Genomic DNA, 17,925 nt, shown 5'->3' with positions numbered 1-17,925 from the left:
CACGTGGTTTTTTAGTACGTTTGTTCTCTTAATAGATAATCATTTTCTATGAAAATAGTAGAGCAAATAAAACAACCTATCGCTTATGAGATGGAACTTTTTGAGCAAAAGTTTCAACTCTCAATGGCTTCAAAAGTCGCTTTACTAAATAGGATTACGCATTATATAGTAAACCGTAAAGGAAAACAGATGCGTCCAATGTTTGTGTTTCTAGTCGCAAAAATGGTAAATCACGGTGAAGTTAGTGAGCGTACTTATAGGGGTGCTTCGGTAATTGAGTTAATTCATACAGCTACTTTGGTGCATGATGATGTGGTGGATGATAGTAATAGACGTCGCGGTTTTTTCTCGGTAAATGCCCTTTGGAAAAATAAAATTGCAGTACTTATTGGTGATTTTTTACTTTCAAAAGGATTACTGTTATCTATTGATAATAATGATTTTGATTTATTAAAGATTATTTCGGTCGCTGTTCGTGAAATGAGTGAAGGTGAATTACTTCAAATAGAAAAAGCACGCCAACTAGATATTACAGAAGATATTTATTACGAAATTATCCGTCAGAAAACCGCTACATTAATTGCCGCTTGTTGTAGTTTGGGAGCTGCATCTGTACAGCCAAATACACCGCAAGTTGAAGAAATGCGTAAGTTTGGAGAACTTATAGGAATGGCATTTCAAATTAAAGATGATTTGTTTGATTATGGTAATGAAGCTATTGGGAAACCTACAGGAATTGATATTAAGGAACAAAAAATGACGCTTCCTTTAATTCATGTTCTTAATAAGAGTGATAAGAAGCAGAAAAAATGGTTAATCAATTCTATAAAAAACCATAATAAAGATAAGCAACGCGTTAAAGAGGTAATCACTTACGTAAAAACAAACGGAGGTTTGGAATATGCGATTGATAAGATGAAAACCTTTCAAACGGAAGCTTTACAAATTTTACAAAAATACCCAGATTCAGAATTTAAAGCATCATTAGAGTTAATGGTGAACTACGTTATAGATAGAAAAAAATAATTTTTTTATCACCTCAGGCAACCTTTTTGCCAAAAGATGCGTCTTTATAAATAGAAGACCACAATACGGCTATTTTGAAAGTAATTCAATTACATAATAATACTGCTAAACTTATTAGTAAGGCGACGAAAAACAATCGTAAGGCGCAACATGTGCTTTATGAATTGCACGCGCCTAAAATGTTAAGTGTTTGTAGATATTATATAAAAGATATTGAACATGCCGAATCTGTAATGCTAATTGGCTTTTTTAAAGCGTTTAAAAATCTTAAACAATTTGAAAACAACGGAAGTTTTGAAGGTTGGTTGCGTCGTATTATGGTACGCGAAGCTATTTCCTTTTTAAGACAAGAAAAACATGTTGAGTTTTTAATGGAACCCGAACATTTTCCGGAAACACACAGTAATAATGTAAATACCGAAATTGAGTTGGCCGAAATTCAGCAAGTTATTGATGAGCTTCCCGAAGGTTATAAAATGGTATTTGTGATGTACGCAATTGAAGGTTATAAACATGCCGAAATTGCTAGTATGTTACAGATTTCTGTAGGAACTTCTAAATCGCAATTGTTTAAAGCAAGACAGCTGCTTCAAGAAAAAATAAAGACACTAAATAATAGTAGTTATGGCGCCAATTAAATTTGAAAATACAATAAAAGAAACCCTTGAGAAGCGTGAAATTTCACCTTCGGAAGCGTCATGGGATAAATTAAACGCACAATTAGATGCCGATGAAAAACGGAGTAAACGTAAATTATTTTTATGGTTTGGTGTCGCAGCAAGTGTGGTGGGCGTAATTTTAGTAAGTTCTATATTTTTTAAGACTTCAACATTTAAAAACGAATCACCTGTAATTGTTAATTCTGAAGTAAAAATAATAAAAGAAAAGCAAACTCCAGTTGTTGTAAATGACATTGTAACTCAAGAAAAAACAGCTATAGTTACTAAAGAGTCAACTAAAAAAGCGACTGAAGATATTAATAAGATATTAATAAAAACACCATCTAAAGTTAACGCTGTGGCGGAAGTTGATGCTGTAAAAATAATTAAGTCAGCTATTACAACTTCTGAAAATATTACAGAAAAGACTGTAAATAATACAATTGCTACAGTTAAAAGACCAACAAAAATAGCACCAGTTTTAAATACTGATGATTTTGAAACTTTAAAAGTAAAAACGGTAATAGCTCAAATTGAAAGCTTACAAGGTAATAAAGGATCTGTATCTGACGCAGAGTTAGATGCACTTTTAAAATCTGCCGAAAATGAAATCTTTAAAAACCGATTATATAACGAAACCACAAAAATGGTTGATGCTAATTCATTGCTACAAGACGTTGAGGCAGAATTGCAAGACTCGTTTAGAACTCGTGTTTTTGAGAGTTTAAAATCTACTTTTAAAACAGTAAAAACAGCTGTTGCAGAACGCAATCAATAAATAATAATCAAAAAACAATCACTTATGAACACCATTACAAAACATGTAGTGCTACTAGGCCTATGCTTAATTTTAGGGCAAGTACATGCACAAGAACAAGTAAAAGATTCTATTAAAACAGAAACTAACTCTTATAAGGTAGAGAAACTTATAGGGTTAAAAAAAACGATTGAAACCGAAGAGCGCGAGTATTTAAAGTTAGAAGTTGAAGCGATTAATGAACGTTTAGAGTTAGGTAGTATTACAACAAATGATGCTGAGCAATTAAAAAGTGAAGCAGCTAAAAATCGTGCTTTAAATATTGAAAGCAGAATCGCTATTATTGATCGTAAAATAGATTTATTAAAACGTAATGAAGATTATGTATTTAGTGACGGTAGTAGCGTGTCTGTTATTGGTATTGGTAAAGACGAAAATAAAACGTTTGCTGGTGTAATGATTAATAATAAAAACACAAACAAACCTAAAAAATATGATGTGCGTACCACTAGTGATCTAGTTTTTGCACTAGGGTTTAATAATACATTATCTGAAGGTAAAGATTTAGGTGACGATTATAGTGTTATGGGATCTGGTTTTGTAGAGTTAGGTTGGGCATGGAAAACACGATTATTAAAAAACTCTAATGCTGTAAGATTAAAATATGGTCTGTCATTTCAATGGAATAAATTAAACGCTAAAAATGATAAATATTTTGAGCAAAATGGAGATGTTACCACTTTAGAAGAATTTCCGGTAGGATTAAAAGAGTCACAATTTAGAGTTACAAATTTGGTGGTGCCAGTGCATTTTGAATTTGGACCTTCAAAAAAAATAGAGAAGGATAATTATTTCCGTTATTCAACACAAAATAAATTTAAAGTAGGACTTGGTGGATATGCAGGTCTAAGATTAGCGTCACAACAAAAATTAAACTATAAAGAAGATGGTGATCGTGTAAAACAGAAAATTAAAAAGAATTATAATGCTTCAGATTTTGTATACGGTTTAAGTGCTTACGTGGGGTATGGTAGTATTGGAATTTATGCAAAATATGATTTAAACCCGTTATTTAAAGATCAATCTGTAGATCAAAATAATATATCATTAGGTTTTCGTTTTGATTTAGATTAATCATTTCAAAAAAACAATAATAAAAACGCTTTCAATTATTGGAAGCGTTTTTTTGTGCTTCAAAAAGTTTAATACTATGCGCTTCGGCAATTAAATAAAACGTATTAGTTTTCTGTTTTTCAATAGTGTTAATAACAGATTTGGGCGTTAAATAATTGGTGTAATAATTAAAAGCGTTGTTTTGTAGTATTTTAATTTCTTCGGTATTTAAAGCGTAACAGTTTTTTATTTTTTCGGTTAAATCAGGTAAATCATCAAAAAGAATAGCGTTGTTGTTATGTTCTAAAGGCGGAAAAAACAATGTAGCATAATTGGTTTGTATAATAGGAATTGTCGCTACAGATAAAGCTTCAACAATATTATGAGCATAAGGCATAATGTAACCAGGACAGGCCAAAAAGAAATTAAATTTAGTAAGCGTTGGACGTAAATGTTCCATTTTAATTGAAAAATCATCACGTTTTATCACCACACATTTTTTATCAATATCACTGTTTAAAAATGAATTAAAATCACTTTCACTCACTATTTGTGTAAGTAAATTTGAAGTTTCTAAATGTTTGTAAATTTTTGGTCTGCTTATAATATTTAAAGAGGTGTTTTCTATGTTTTTGTAACTATTCTCATCAAAATTCCCAATCATAAATATTGAATTTTTTCTAAGACTATCAGCTATTTTTGTATTCCATAATTTATGATCATACATTAACGGATGTTGTGCAATGGGAATAAATGTTGCCCTTTTTTTAGTTTCAATAAGAAAAGAAAAATAATTAGCATTTAAGTTTTCATCATTAAAAACTAAATCTGATGTTTGCGGTGTTTTATTAGAAAAATAAACATTCTCTGTTTTAGATAGTAACCCTAAATACGTACTGTCGTTTTGGTGCATCAATCTATAATGCTTAAACGTTTTTGAGAATACTACGTCATAACCTTCTATCGTGAAAAATTTAGCTAACGTATAGATGTATCTGTTGTAAATACTAGGATTTTCGATATTAAAATAGACTTGCTTTTCATTAATAAATGCTTTTTCTGAATAGCTTAAATATTTTATAAGAATAGTTAAGCGGCGTATTATTTTTGAATAAATTTGTTTCAAGATTGTTGTAGACTAAGTTTTAAATGAGCTGCTAAATTCTATTTTTCTGAAAGATAGTTAAAAATAATCTTACTACATTTACAGTCTTCTAAAACCTGAAAAATTGATATCTAGATCTACGATTGAACATGTATTTGAAACCGCCCGAGTAGAGGAGGTTATTGGTGATTTTGTGCAATTAAAAAAAGCAGGAATTAACTATAAAGGCTTGAGTCCTTTTAGTGATGAGCGTTCTCCAAGTTTTGTAGTATCACCTGTAAAGCAAATTTGGAAGGATTTTAGTAGTGGAAAAGGAGGGAATGCTGTGACATTTTTAATGGAGCACGAGCATTTTACTTATCCTGAAGCTATAAAATATTTAGCTAAAAAATACAATATTGAAATTGAAGAAACCGAGCAAACTAACGAGCAAAAGCAAGAAGCTGATGAGCGTGAAAGTTTGTACTTGGTAAATGATTTTGCGAATGAGTATTTTCAGAAAATCATACATAAAACAGATCAAGGTCAGGCAATTGGTTTAAGTTACTTTAAAGAACGTGGGTTTACCAACGAAACTATAAAAAGTTTTAATCTAGGGTATTCTCTTAATGAGTGGCAAGCATTTACCGATGCAGCTCTTAAAAAAGGATACAAGCTAGAATTTCTTGAGAAAACCGGACTTACCATTGTGAAAACGGATAAACGTTTTGATCGTTTTAAAGGTCGTGTAATGTTTCCTATTCACAGTATGAGTGGTAGGATTTTAGGTTTTGGTGGTCGTATTTTAGTGGCCGATAAAAAAGCTGCTAAATATCTTAACTCGCCAGAGAGTGAAGTATATCATAAAAGTAAAATTTTATACGGTTTATATCACGCCAAACAAACCATTGCAAAAGAAGATAATTGTTACTTGGTAGAAGGTTATACCGATGTGATTCAGTTTCATCAAACCGGAATAAAAAATGTAGTGTCATCTTCTGGAACCGCATTATCTCCAGAACAAATTAGATTAATAAACCGACTTACAAAAAATATCACCGTACTTTTTGATGGTGATGCAGCCGGAATACGAGCTTCTATTAGGGGTATCGATTTAATTTTGGAGCAAGGAATGAACGTAAAAGTATGTTCGTTTCCTGAAGGAGAAGATCCAGATAGTTTTGCAAAACAAAATACTGCTGAAGAATTAAAAGTGTTTTTAAACGAAAATGCTAAAGATTTTATTCAGTTTAAAGCCTCTTTATTAATAAAGGAAGCTAATAACGATCCTATTAAAAAAGCAGAAACTATTAGAGAAATCGTAAATAGTATTGCTAAAATTCCGGATCAAATTAAAAAAGAAATTTATATCCAAGAATGTTCTCGCATTATGGATATAAGTGAAGAAGTGTTATTTAGTACACTCGCGCAAATTAATAAAAAGGAAGTGCAAGAAGCTAGTAAATCTAGTAATATGCCGCCTCCAGAAATGCCACCTCCATTTGAGGTTATAAGAGAGCAACAACAATCTAAACAGCGTGTTGACTTACAATATGAATTAGAACGAAAAATTATTGAAATCTTATTACTTTATGGAAATGAAGTAGAATCTTTTGATGATTTAACGCTTAAGGAAAATGAAAAAACTGGTGAGCTAGAGTTAGAACCTGTTGTGCAACAAGCAAAAGTATTTGATAAAATTTTCTTGGATTTACAACAAGATGAAATGCAGTTTACTAATAACGATTTTAAAAATTTATACACTATAATTATGAATGGCTTTCACGAAAGTGAAAACTTCTCAACAAGTGATTTTATAAATAATTTAGAACCTCGTATTGCTACAGAAGTTACCAGTATTTTAATGGATGATGAGCGTTACAATTTGCATGATTGGGAACGTAATAATATCATCACAAAAGATAAAAATGAAACAGTTTCTCAATTAGTCTCACAAACCATTTTAAGTCTGCGTTGTTATTTAATTGATAAGAAAGTTAAAGAGTATCAAAACTCATTAACATCAAAAGACGTTAATCCTAGAACAGTACTAGAAGACGTAAAAGACTATTTAGGTTTAAAAATGTTACTTTCAAGAAAATTAGGTAAAGTTGTAGGAGGTTAATTTTATCAGATATTAATGTGTTTTGCTTGGTGAATTAAATCTACTAAATTAGAGACATTAAGTTTTTTATACAATCGAGATTTGTAAGTACTCACTGTTTTCTCATTAATATTTAGCTCATTAGCAATTTCTTTATTCTTTTTACCAGATGATAACAGTTTTAAAACTTCAACCTCTCTAGTTGATAAACGTTTATAAAGTTTACTCGTTTTTTCTTTCGTATCATCATGTGTAAAATGTTTAGACATGATGTCACTCAAGTAAATTTCACCACTGTTTACTTTTACAATAGCTTCTTTAAGGGTTTCTAAAGATTGTTTTTTTGAAACATAACCAGAGGCTCCAGCTTTAAGTACACTAATAGCATAAATTTCTTCTGGGTGATGACTATACATAATAACCTTTAGGTTTGCGTGTTCCTTTTTTATGGCACGCAAAGCTGTTATACCATTAAGTTCGGGGAGGTCAATTTCAGAAATAATGAGGTCAACAGTGTGTCTCCTTATAAATTCAAAAATTTCTATTCCGGTAGATACTGTTCCAACAACTTCCATATTGGGTTCAGATTGAAAGTACAATCTTAATCCTGTTGTTACTACAGGATGATTGTCAACTACTAATATTTTAATCATAATAATATTAAATTAATTAATAAAAATGTTTTTTAATAATTAAGAGGGGCGTTTAATATTAAGGTAAGTGAGGGGTTTCTTAAAGGTACTAAAAAAAAGAAAGATAAGGTAAAAATATATGCTTTATTTTATGTTATTCGGAATATTACATACCGGAATCGCATTCATTTTATGTTGATTCATAGCGTTTAAGCGTGTAAAGATTTTAAAAACATCTTGTTGTCTACCTTCAAAATGAGTTTCATTTTTACCTAAATCTTTCATTTGCATTGCCCATTCTAATTCAGGATATGAAGCGCCAATTTGGTCTTCGTCACTTCTAGTATCACCAAATAAACCGTCGCTTGGTGCGGCATTCATTATAGAATTAGAGACCTTTAAAAAGGTGCCTATTTGGTAAACTTCAGATTTCATTAAATCGGCAATCGGACTTAAATCTACACCACCATCACCGTATTTAGTATAAAAACCTACACCAAAATCCTCTACTTTATTTCCTGTTCCAGCAACTAATAAGCCTTTTAATCCAGCATAATAATATAAAGTAGTCATACGTAATCTAGCACGTGTATTAGCAAGTGCCATATCTACCGTAGCCTTTGTTCCGTCTAGAGAAACTTCAGTTTTAAACTCTTCAAAAACAGGCGTTAAATTTACTTTGGTATCGCTTACATTTGGAAACTGTTCTTTTAATTTAGCGATATGTTCTTGCGCTCTATTTACATGACTTTCTGCTTGGTGTATTGGCATTTCAATACATAATACATCTAATCCTGTTTTTGCACACAATGTTGAAGTTACAGCTGAGTCAATTCCCCCTGAAATTCCTACAACAAAACCTTTTACTTTTGCGTTAGTAGCATAATCTTTTAACCAATTTACTATGTGGTCAACAACTTTTTCAGTTTGCATTTTTATATCGCGTTTTAATTCTAAGAATAGTACCTTTGCAAACAAAAATAAACTAAACCCATTAGTTATAAAAATAAACAAGGCTTAAGTTTTTATGAAAAAAGTAATTTTATACTGTACGTTTTTAATTCTCGTTTTTTCATGTGATGAGACGTCTAAAACAGAAGAGGCAATTTCTAAAATTGATGTCAATTTTAATGTTGAGCGTTTTGATATCGCTTTCGCGGAAGCAAATTCAGGCACTTTACCACAATTAAAAGACGCATTTCCATTTCTGTTTTCAAAACAAGTTCCAGATTCTATTTGGATCAACAGAATTAATGATACCCTTCAAAAAGAATTGCATAACGAAGTTGCCATGACTTTTAAAGATTTTACAGCTGTAGAATCTGATGTTGAAGGCTTATTTCAGCATTTAAAATATTACGATAATACTTTTACAGCACCACGAGTTGTAACACTAACTTCAGATGTAGATTATCGTAACAAAGTAATCGTTACAGATACTATAATGTTAATTGCTTTAGATACTTATTTAGGTGAAAACCATAAATATTATCAAGATATTCCAAGATATATTACTCAAAATATGACTACCAAACATATTGTATCTGATTTAGCTACCGAATATTCTAAAAAATACATTTACCAGTCCAAAAAGAAAACTTTATTGGATGAGATGGTTTATTTTGGAAAACAACTTTACTTTAAAGATGCGGTAATTCCTTTTAAAACGGATGCCGAAAAAATAGGATATACACAAGAACAATTAGATTGGTCTTTAACTAACGAGCAGTATATTTGGGAATATTTTGTAGAAAATAAATTACTTTATAGTACCGATCCAGATTTACCAAATCGTTTTATTGCTGGTGCACCTTTTTCTAAATTTTACTTAGAACTAGATCGCGATTCTCCAGGACGATTAGGGCAATATATTGGATGGCAAATTGTACGTGCTTATATGGAAAATAATAACACAACTTTACAAAATATGATGCAGATGGATGCATTAGAAATTTTTAATAATTCAAGATTTAAACCAAAAAAATAATGGCAAATACATTCGAGTCAAAAATAGAACTTAGCGTACAACTGGACGAAAATAGAGTTCCAGAAAAATTAAATTGGACGGCTCCAGACGGTGGTATTAATAACGAAGAAGCAAAAGCGATGTTACTTTCTGTTTGGGATAGTAAAGCGCAAGAAACTTTACGTATTGATTTATGGACAAAAGACATGCCTGTTGATGAAATGAAATTGTTTTTTCACCAAACATTAGTTGCTATGAGTGATACATTTCAACGTGCAACTCAAGATGAAAAAATGACAGCAACCATGAAAGATTTTTGTGAGTATTTTGCTGAAAAATTAGAACTTAAAAAACAGTAAAACTTCATTTATACGTTTTAAGCTATGCGAAATATTCTCTTTGGTGTTGTTGTTACATTAGTTATTCTTTTCACGTTTAAATATTGTGATGATAAGAATGCAAACACTGTTGTACTCAAAGAGCATTCTGCACTCATACAAGAGCAACTTAAAAATGTAGGAAAATTAATAGTTACCGAAGGGCATTTTAGTGAAGTGTTTAATTATAAAGACTCCAAAGCCGTTTTTAATGATTATTTCACTTCAGAAAAAAAAGCGCTTGTTGTGGTAAATGCAGATGTATCTATTGCGTACGATTTAAGTAAAATTACTTATAAAATTGACGAAGAAAATAAGATACTTCTCATTTTAACAATCCCGGAAGAAGAATTAAAAATTTACCCAGATTTTGAATATTACGATGTGCAATCTGGGTATTTTAATACCTTTGAAGCTGAAGATTATAATAAAGTTAAAGGTTTAGTAACAGCTTCTTTATTGAAAAAAATTAATGCTTCAGAATTTAAGAAAAATGCTAAAAACAGATTGATTAGCGAATTGTCTAAATTCTATATTTTAACAAATTCATTAGGTTGGACTTTACAGTATAACGAATCTACAATTACAGCACCTAAAGATTTAGAAGGTTTAAAATTATAGCTGACTTTCAAGACTTTTCCATCCGCCACCATTAATGGCATCTATATTATTTTTATTTAAAATAGCAGTGGCTTTTGCACTTCTAACTCCACTTCTGCAACATACAATTAAAGGTGTGTTTAAAGCTTTTACAGTATCAATTTGGTTGTGTAAATCTCCAAGAGGAATATGTTTTGAGTTTTTTATGGCTCCTGCATTATATTCATCATCTGTACGAACATCTAATATAATAGCTCCTTTTTCGATATAACTTTTAATCTCATTGTTTTTGTTTCCGAATAAAAAATCTAAAAATCCCATAGCTATCTTCTTGTTTATATTGTGATAAAATTCTGTATCTTCGAATCCAAATTTACTACATTTTATCATGACAACAGCTTACGTTACTACAACAGTTAAAAATAATATTGGATATATTGAGTTTTTTAATCCATCGCATAATGCTTTACCAAGTGATTTGTTACAAAAATTGCAACAGTCAATTACTGATGCCAGTGAAAATGATGCTATAAAAGTTGTGGTATTACAAAGTGGAGGAGAACGTACATTTTGTGCAGGCGCAAGTTTTGATGAGTTAAAATCTATTACAGATGCTGTTACCGGAAAAGCTTTTTTCTCTGGTTTTGCAAACGTTATTAATGCAATGCGAAAATGTAATAAATTAATTATAGCACGAGTTCAAGGGAAAGCCGTTGGAGGAGGAGTTGGTTTAATTGCTGCTGCTGATTATTGTTTAGCTACAAAATATGCAGCTATTAAACTAAGTGAGTTAAGTATTGGTATTGGCCCTTTTGTAATTGCACCAGCTATTGAGCGTAAAATAGGAGTTGCCGCTTTATCTCAATTAACTATAGATTGTAAAACGTTTTACACACCAGATTGGAGTAAAACAAAAGGTTTGTATGCTAATGTGTTTGAAGATGTAAAAACTCTTGATACTGAAGTTGAAACGCTTGCTACGGAATTATCTACTTACAATCCTGAAGGATTAACAGCAATGAAACAAGCGCTTTGGAATGGTACCGAGCATTGGGACGAGTTACTTATTGAACGCGCCCAAATGAGTGGAAAATTAGTGTTAAGTGATTTTACAAAATCGTTTTTACAAAAATTTTAAAACGTTATTTTAAAACTTCGGTTTCATTTATAATCTCTAAACCATTATCTATAAGTAAACCAACTTCTGGTCGTATACGTTTTACGTTTTCTAAATAATTTAAAATACGTTCGCATAAAACCGTTTGGTGTTCTTTGTGTGCTAATTCGTACAATTCAATAGCTAATAACCAATCTGTATTGTGGTTAGCTTCTAATTGTTCTAATACTTTTGTGCGCGATACTGTTTGGTTTTTGCCCGATCTGTAATCGCTTATTTGCTGGTATAAAAGCTCTAATTCTTCAGCCTTTTTATTGGTCTTAATTTTTATAGTTTGTGAGGATGGCACATGGGTAATTAAATCGAAACTATTGTAATCTGCAGGTCCTGAAAATGCCGAAACAATTTTCTTTCCTACAGCTAAATCATAATTTCCCCATTCTGGTTGAAATAAAATAGTATCATTATGACTTACGGTACAATTTTTAAAGCTAATTAAAATAATTTTTCCTTTTAGGTTACGCTTTCCTGTAATAATTTCTCCAGTAACAATTACATCACCTTCAAACTCTAAAGTTACCGTTTTACCTTCATGAATATTATAAGCGGCAAGATCTCTTGGGCTCATATCTTCAATAGCTAAATTAATACCTTTTAGTTTTCCAATGGCAGATCCGTAACCTTCAGGATGCGTTTTTGTGCCATGACCAACAAGTTGTCTTCCTCTGTAAGATAATGCTGTAGGTCCGGTAGATTGCATATAAATAGGTTTATTTTTCTTTGAAATAACACTTGTAAATTGTCCAGAAATTTGAATTCCAGTGCTCAACTCAACAGTTCCTAAAGCTTTAGATGCTATTAGTTTTTCAATACCTGATAAACCTCCAGTACGTAATGCCATAGTATTTGCAAATTCTTCTAAAATAAGATTTAAATGTGCAAAACTTGGCGTAACATATAATTGAGGTTGTGGTTTGGTGATATCAAAACTTTGAAAAGTCGCTTCAATAGTATACGGACGCTTTTTAACGGCGTCTGTCATACACCAAGCGCTTTCTCCAATTGAAGATAATAATCCGGCGCCGTAAATTTTAGGGTCTTCTAGAGTACCAATTAAACCGTACTCAACTGTCCACCAATGTAGGTTTCTAATGAGTGCCATTTCACTTGGTTCTCCCATGTTATTTTGTAGGAAATCTACTTTTGCTTCAACATCTAAAATTTCTTTTTCTGTTGAATTTGGTGCTTCCTTTATAATTGATAAATGTCTTACTGCTTCGTATAATTCGTAATCTTTTGCAGACGAAATAGCTTTACAACCAATCTCTCCAAAACGTCTTAAATATTCGGCATATTCAGGGTTTGCAATAATTGGAGCATGTCCTGCGCCTTCATGAATAATATCTGGAGCAGGTGTGTATTCAATATGATCTAACTGGCGAATATCGCTAGCAATTACCAATACATTATATGCTTGAAATTCCATAAAAGCATTAGGAGGAATAAAACCATCAACCGCAACTGCAGCCCAACCAATTTCTTTTAAAATACGGTTCATCCCATACATATTTGGGATGTTATCAATAGAAATTCCGGTTTGTTTTAATCCGTCTACATACGATTTGTGCGCTACATTACTCAGGTAATCTACATTTTTTCGCATCACATAACGCCACACCGCTTGATTGATAGCTGTGTAATCCTCATAATTTTGAGGTTTAATAAACTGTTGTAAATGCTTAGGTAGCCTGTTTAATATCTCGTTAGATTCAATCGATGTAAATGCCATACTTTTAATTTCAATTTAGGTAAAATTACAAATTAAAGCAGTAACATTTATCACAAGAATGCTAAAAAATACTTAAACAGACTCAAATGCCTAAACAGTAGGGAGAGTATTACATTTGATATTCTGAAAGTGGCTTAGTGAATTTTTCAGGATTTTCGGCTAAATGATAACGTGGGTCATCAATGGCTTCAACTACAACTTCTTTAAATTTAGGATTTGCTTTGTACAGTAAAATTTTACAATCTTCACTTAAATGTTTCAATTTAATAGTTTTTCCTTCAGCTTGATATTTTTCAACTAAAATAAAAATCGCTTCAATGGCAGAATGATCTGAGATACGTGCTTCAATAAAATCGATTTCTATGTGATCTGGATCATTTTTAATGTCGAATTTCTCATTAAACGCCGTAATACTTCCAAAGAATAAAGGGCCCCAAATTTCGTAAGTTTTAGTTCCATCTTCTTTAATACGTTTTCTAGCTCTAATTTTCTTAGCATTTTCCCATGCAAATGATAATGCCGAAATAATAACACCTACAAAAACAGCTATGGCTAAATCAAAAAATACAGTCACTACCGAAACGATAACTAATACTACAGCATCAGACATTGGAATTTTTTTCATGATACGGAAACTAGACCATGCAAAGGTTTCAATAACCATCATAAACATAACACCTACTAAAGCGGCGATTGGCACTTGCTCAATATACTTATCAGCAAAAAGAATAAATGTAAGCAGCGTTACCGCCATCATTACACCCGATAAACGTCCTCTACCACCAGCATTAATATTAATTACAGTTTGTCCTATCATTCCGCAACCTCCAGTTCCTCCAAAAACACCACTAATCATGTTTCCGGCTCCTTGAGCAACACATTCTCTGTTTCCATCACCTCTTGAGTCTGTTAATTCATCAACAAGATTCATAGTCATTAAGGTTTCAATTAAACCTACTGAAGCTGCTAAAAAGGCATAAGGTGCAATAAATTTTAAAGTATCTAAGTTAAATGGTAGATTGCTCCAAAGTTCAACTAGATTAAGTTTGCTTGATAATTCGTCAAAACCATTTAATCCGGCTCCACCACCATCTCTAATAAAATCACCAACATTAATAGATTGTAATCCTCCAAAAATTGAAATTAAAGTGACTATTAAAATAGCTGTTAAAGCAGCAGGCATTTTCTTAGTTAATTTAGGTAATCCCCAAATGATGAACATTGTAAGAAGTACCAATGCAATCATAATATATAGTTTGTTACCTTCCATTAAAGATTTTACAACACCGCTATCTTTTACAGAATAGAAGCCGTTATCTTGTATGTTGAAGACTACTTTTTTAGTATTTATATCGAAAACTTGATGTTCAGACATTGTGAAAACTGCTTCACCTGTTTTAATGTTAGATACCGAATTCCCTTCTATTGAAAATATCTCGGTACCAGAAATTAAATCATTTACAGAATTATCGGTGATATTATAAACCAGTTCTTTAGATTCTGTTTTACGCATATTTTGACCGTAAATGTCCTTGGTGTTTTCTTTAAACATACCAAGTTGTGCCATAAAAATCACAATAGCTAAACCATTTACAAACCCCATCATTACTGGGTGTGGAATTAGTCTTACAAATTTCCCAAGTTTAAAAAGACCTGCAAATACTTGAATAATTCCCATTAAAACTACGGCAGCTAACAAGTAGAAATACCCCATGTTTTCAACAGGAGTATCAAAAAGTAAACCTTTAGCGTGTCCTTCTTGTATCATATGAACAAAAATAACAGCTACAGCTCCTGCTGCTCCAGATATTAATCCTGGTCTTCCTCCAAAAAGAGCAGAAATAATTCCGATTATAAACGCACCAAAAAGTGCTACAATAGGACTTATTTGTGCCACAAATGCAAATGCAACAACTTCAGGAATCATTGCTAATGATACTGTAATTCCCGAAAGGGTATCATTTTTAGGGTTATTTGTGAAGTTTTTGAAGAATGTACTACCTAGTTTCATATTTATATCTTGTAAAAGCTTGCAAAGATAAGATATTACTCGTTAAGTAGATTAAAGAATTAAAATAGCTGAAATAAAAAAAGCACTAACTAAAATTAGAAAGTGCTTTTTGGCTTGTAGTAAAATGTATTATTGTTTGATTTCTGGTGGATATGTCGCTATAATCTTGGACACAAACTCCTTTATGCGTTCTTCTTTTTTATCCATACGTTGAGATAAATACCCGGTTCCTTGACCTTGCCAAATTAATTCTTTCTTTTTAGCATCAATTAAATCAATATAAAGTACACCTTCTGTATTTGTTGATACTGTGTTGTATCCAGTTCCCCAGTAATATGGGCTCCATCCCCAACCATAACCGTAAGCGTTGTAATTGTTGTTGTAAACGTTTACTTTTTCTCTTGATTTTGTAAAAATACTAACTAAAAGATCAGGGTTTTCAGATTTTGTAAACCCTTTAGCTAGAAGTTCAGCTTCTATGGCTCTTAAGATTCTTCGTTTATCTAAATCGCTAATTTCAGCCTTGTCAACACCTGTTTTAAAAAAGGCAAAGGTTTTGTAATTATCAAAATTGGCTTGTTTATCATAATCAGAAGCGACACGTACAGATGTACAAGACGATACTGCTAAAAGTAGCGCTATCGCTGGTAAAAGTTTAAAAATTGTTTTCATACATTTTCTTTTTTAAGTGAATTATAACAAGTTTAATAAGTCCTCATCCACGATATTAGGTAGTGTCACCTTTAAGTTTGGTTCAGCTTCCATAGCGCGTTTTATGGCAAAAATAGCTTCGTCATTTCTTGCCCAACTACGACGTGATATTCCATTGTTTACGTCCCAGAAAAGCATTGATTTTAGGCGTCTTTCTGCATCATTACTACCATCAAGAACCATACCAAATCCACCATTTATAACTTCTCCCCAACCAACGCCACCACCGTTGTGAATACTCACCCAAGTTGCACCTCTAAAACTGTCTCCAATTACATTTTGTATTGCCATATCTGCTGTAAAACGAGAACCATCATATATGTTACTCGTTTCTCTGTACGGAGAATCTGTTCCAGAAACATCGTGGTGATCACGACCTAAAACAACATCTCCAATTTCTCCATTTGCAATGGCATCATTAAAAGCTTTGGCAATTTTCATGCGGCCTTCTGCATCAGCATATAAAATTCTAGCTTGTGAGCCTACTACCAATTTATTGTCTTGTGCACCTTTAATCCATTGAATATTATCGGCCATTTGTTGCTGAATTTCTTCAGGAGAATGTAATTTAATTTCTTCAAGAACACGACAGGCAATTGCATCTGTTTTTGCTAAATCTTCTGGTTTCCCTGAAGCACAAACCCAACGGAATGGTCCAAAACCATAATCAAAACACATTGGTCCCATAATATCTTGCACGTAACTTGGGTATTTAAATTCTCTACCTAAAGTTGGCGTGTCCGACATTACGTTTGCTCCTGCACGAGAAGCTTCTAGTAAGAACGCATTTCCGTAGTCAAAGAAATAAGTGCCTTTTGCAGTATGTGCATTTATAGCATCGGCATGACGACATAACGTACTTTGTACTTTTTCTTTAAATAATTGAGGATTATTGGCCATCATTTCATTCGCATCTTCAAAAGAAACATCAACAGGATAATAACCTCCAGCCCAAGGATTGTGAAGTGACGTTTGATCACTTCCTAAATCGATATGTACATTTTCTTTGTCAAATTTTTCCCAAACGTCAACAATATTTCCAAGGTAAGCGATTGAGATGGTTTCTTTATCAGCTTTCGCTTTATTTACTCTTTCAACCAACGCATCCAAATCGATGATTTTTTCATCAATCCAACCTTGATCTAATCGTACTTGTGTGATTTTAGGATTTACTTCGGCACAAACCGTAATACAACCGGCAATATTACCTGCTTTTGGTTGCGCACCAGACATTCCTCCTAATCCAGAGGTTACAAATAAATTCCCTTTTGGTGATTTTTTTATTTTTCTGAAGCCATTTAGTACCGTAATTGTTGTACCGTGCACAATACCTTGTGGGCCAATATACATGTAGCTTCCAGCAGTCATTTGTCCGTATTGTGTAACGCCAATAGCATTAAATTTCTCCCAATCATCAGGTTTTGAATAGTTAGGAATCATCATACCATTTGTGACTACAACTCTTGGGGCTTCTTTATGTGAAGGAAATAATCCCATTGGGTGACCAGAATACATGGTTAATGTTTGTTCATCGGTCATTTCAGCAAGATATTTCATGGTTAATCTGTACTGCGCCCAGTTTGAAAACACAGCACCGTTTCCACCATAAGTGATTAATTCGTGAGGATGTTGTGCCACGGCATAATCTAAATTATTTTGTATCATCAACATAATCGCAGCAGCTTGCTTTGATTGTGCTGGGTATTCATTTATTGGACGTGCATACATTTTGTAATCCGGACGAAAACGATGCATGTAAATACGACCATAAGTTTCTAGTTCATTTTTAAATTCAGGTAAAAGTGTGGCATGATGTTTAGCATCAAAATAACGTAAGGCATTCTTTAAGGCTAATTTTTTTTCTTCAGCAGTTAAAATATCCTTTCGTTTTGGTGCATGATTTATAGACGTTTCATAAGTTTTTACTTGTGGTAAACTGTCCGGAATACCTTCTAATATTTGGTCTTTAAATGTCATCT

Annotated in this window: 17 protein-coding genes; 9 read left to right on the top strand and 8 right to left on the bottom strand. The window is 32.3% G+C overall.

Annotated elements, in window-relative coordinates; all coding sequences use genetic code 11:
• Positions 1 to 48: 48 nt before the first annotated feature.
• The 4 genes from ACU4C5_RS03125 to ACU4C5_RS03110 all read left to right on the top strand — a co-directional run bounded on the left by ACU4C5_RS03125 (position 49) and on the right by ACU4C5_RS03110 (position 3,576).
• Positions 49 to 1,026, top strand: a complete 978-nt coding sequence (locus ACU4C5_RS03125; RefSeq protein WP_446845595.1) for a polyprenyl synthetase family protein — start codon at positions 49 to 51, stop codon at positions 1,024 to 1,026.
• Positions 1,027 to 1,100: 74 nt separating this feature from the next.
• Positions 1,101 to 1,664, top strand: a complete 564-nt coding sequence (locus ACU4C5_RS03120; RefSeq protein ID WP_446845594.1) for an RNA polymerase sigma factor — start codon at positions 1,101 to 1,103, stop codon at positions 1,662 to 1,664.
• Positions 1,651 to 2,463: a hypothetical protein gene (locus ACU4C5_RS03115; RefSeq protein WP_446845593.1), complete on the top strand. Its 813-nt coding sequence runs from the start codon at positions 1,651 to 1,653 to the stop codon at positions 2,461 to 2,463. The genes ACU4C5_RS03120 and ACU4C5_RS03115 overlap by 14 nt, the downstream gene beginning before the upstream one ends.
• 24 nt (positions 2,464 to 2,487) lie before the next feature.
• Positions 2,488 to 3,576, top strand: a complete 1,089-nt coding sequence (locus ACU4C5_RS03110; protein ID WP_446845592.1) for a GreA/GreB family elongation factor — start codon at positions 2,488 to 2,490, stop codon at positions 3,574 to 3,576.
• Between the two features lie 31 nt (positions 3,577 to 3,607).
• On the opposite strand, the gene ACU4C5_RS03105 is transcribed toward ACU4C5_RS03110, so the two are convergent.
• Positions 3,608 to 4,681: a hypothetical protein gene (locus ACU4C5_RS03105; RefSeq protein ID WP_446845591.1), complete on the bottom strand. Its 1,074-nt coding sequence runs from the start codon at positions 4,679 to 4,681 to the stop codon at positions 3,608 to 3,610.
• Between the two features lie 103 nt (positions 4,682 to 4,784).
• Between ACU4C5_RS03105 and dnaG the strand changes: the two genes are divergently transcribed.
• Entirely contained in the window at positions 4,785 to 6,764 is a 1,980-nt protein-coding gene (gene dnaG / locus ACU4C5_RS03100) for a DNA primase (RefSeq protein ID WP_446845590.1), read from the top strand.
• 5 nt (positions 6,765 to 6,769) lie between these two features.
• Here the strand turns inward: dnaG and ACU4C5_RS03095 are convergent, their stop codons facing one another.
• Positions 6,770 to 7,396 (bottom strand): response regulator, encoded by a 627-nt coding sequence (locus tag ACU4C5_RS03095; RefSeq protein WP_446845589.1) that lies wholly within the window; start codon positions 7,394 to 7,396, stop codon positions 6,770 to 6,772.
• Positions 7,397 to 7,519: 123 nt separating this feature from the next.
• A complete protein-coding gene (gene nadE, locus ACU4C5_RS03090; RefSeq protein WP_446845588.1) occupies positions 7,520 to 8,308 on the bottom strand; it encodes an NAD(+) synthase in 789 nt (262 codons plus the stop codon).
• Between the two features lie 94 nt (positions 8,309 to 8,402).
• Between nadE and gldB the strand changes: the two genes are divergently transcribed.
• The 3 genes from gldB to ACU4C5_RS03075 are packed head-to-tail and all read left to right on the top strand — an operon-like array spanning position 8,403 to position 10,339.
• Complete coding sequence (gene gldB, locus ACU4C5_RS03085; RefSeq protein WP_446845587.1) at positions 8,403 to 9,362, top strand: gliding motility lipoprotein GldB; 960 nt, start codon at positions 8,403 to 8,405, stop codon at positions 9,360 to 9,362.
• On the top strand, positions 9,362 to 9,700 hold the full coding sequence (gene gldC, locus ACU4C5_RS03080; protein WP_446845586.1) for a gliding motility protein GldC: 339 nt from the start codon (positions 9,362 to 9,364) through the stop codon (positions 9,698 to 9,700). The genes gldB and gldC overlap by 1 nt, the downstream gene beginning before the upstream one ends.
• 24 nt (positions 9,701 to 9,724) lie before the next feature.
• Positions 9,725 to 10,339: a DUF4230 domain-containing protein gene (locus ACU4C5_RS03075; protein ID WP_446845585.1), complete on the top strand. Its 615-nt coding sequence runs from the start codon at positions 9,725 to 9,727 to the stop codon at positions 10,337 to 10,339.
• On the opposite strand, the gene ACU4C5_RS03070 is transcribed toward ACU4C5_RS03075, so the two are convergent.
• The gene (locus tag ACU4C5_RS03070) at positions 10,334 to 10,639 is read right to left on the bottom strand and encodes a rhodanese-like domain-containing protein (RefSeq protein WP_446845584.1); all 306 of its coding nucleotides are present in this window, start codon (positions 10,637 to 10,639) and stop codon (positions 10,334 to 10,336) included. The two genes, ACU4C5_RS03075 and ACU4C5_RS03070, sit on opposite strands and share 6 nt — an antisense overlap.
• 67 nt (positions 10,640 to 10,706) lie before the next feature.
• On the opposite strand from ACU4C5_RS03070, the gene ACU4C5_RS03065 reads away from it, so the two are divergent.
• On the top strand, positions 10,707 to 11,456 hold the full coding sequence (locus tag ACU4C5_RS03065; RefSeq protein WP_446845583.1) for an enoyl-CoA hydratase/isomerase family protein: 750 nt from the start codon (positions 10,707 to 10,709) through the stop codon (positions 11,454 to 11,456).
• A gap of 4 nt (positions 11,457 to 11,460) precedes the next feature.
• Here the strand turns inward: ACU4C5_RS03065 and ACU4C5_RS03060 are convergent, their stop codons facing one another.
• The 4 genes from ACU4C5_RS03060 to hutU all read right to left on the bottom strand — a co-directional run bounded on the left by ACU4C5_RS03060 (position 11,461) and on the right by hutU (position 17,923).
• Entirely contained in the window at positions 11,461 to 13,224 is a 1,764-nt protein-coding gene (locus ACU4C5_RS03060) for an aromatic amino acid hydroxylase (protein WP_446845582.1), read from the bottom strand.
• A gap of 109 nt (positions 13,225 to 13,333) precedes the next feature.
• A complete protein-coding gene (locus ACU4C5_RS03055; RefSeq protein WP_446845580.1) occupies positions 13,334 to 15,235 on the bottom strand; it encodes a SulP family inorganic anion transporter in 1,902 nt (633 codons plus the stop codon).
• 129 nt (positions 15,236 to 15,364) lie between these two features.
• Positions 15,365 to 15,907: a DUF4136 domain-containing protein gene (locus tag ACU4C5_RS03050; protein WP_446845579.1), complete on the bottom strand. Its 543-nt coding sequence runs from the start codon at positions 15,905 to 15,907 to the stop codon at positions 15,365 to 15,367.
• A gap of 21 nt (positions 15,908 to 15,928) precedes the next feature.
• Positions 15,929 to 17,923 carry a urocanate hydratase gene (gene hutU, locus ACU4C5_RS03045; RefSeq protein ID WP_446845578.1) on the bottom strand — a complete coding sequence of 665 codons (1,995 nt, stop codon included), beginning with the start codon at positions 17,921 to 17,923 and terminating at the stop codon, positions 15,929 to 15,931.
• Positions 17,924 to 17,925: the final 2 nt, after the last annotated feature.

This window comes from Lacinutrix undariae (assembly GCF_052934785.1).
The sequence above is the reverse complement of the archived record's forward strand: the minus strand, read 5'-3'. Positions and strand labels throughout refer to the sequence as shown.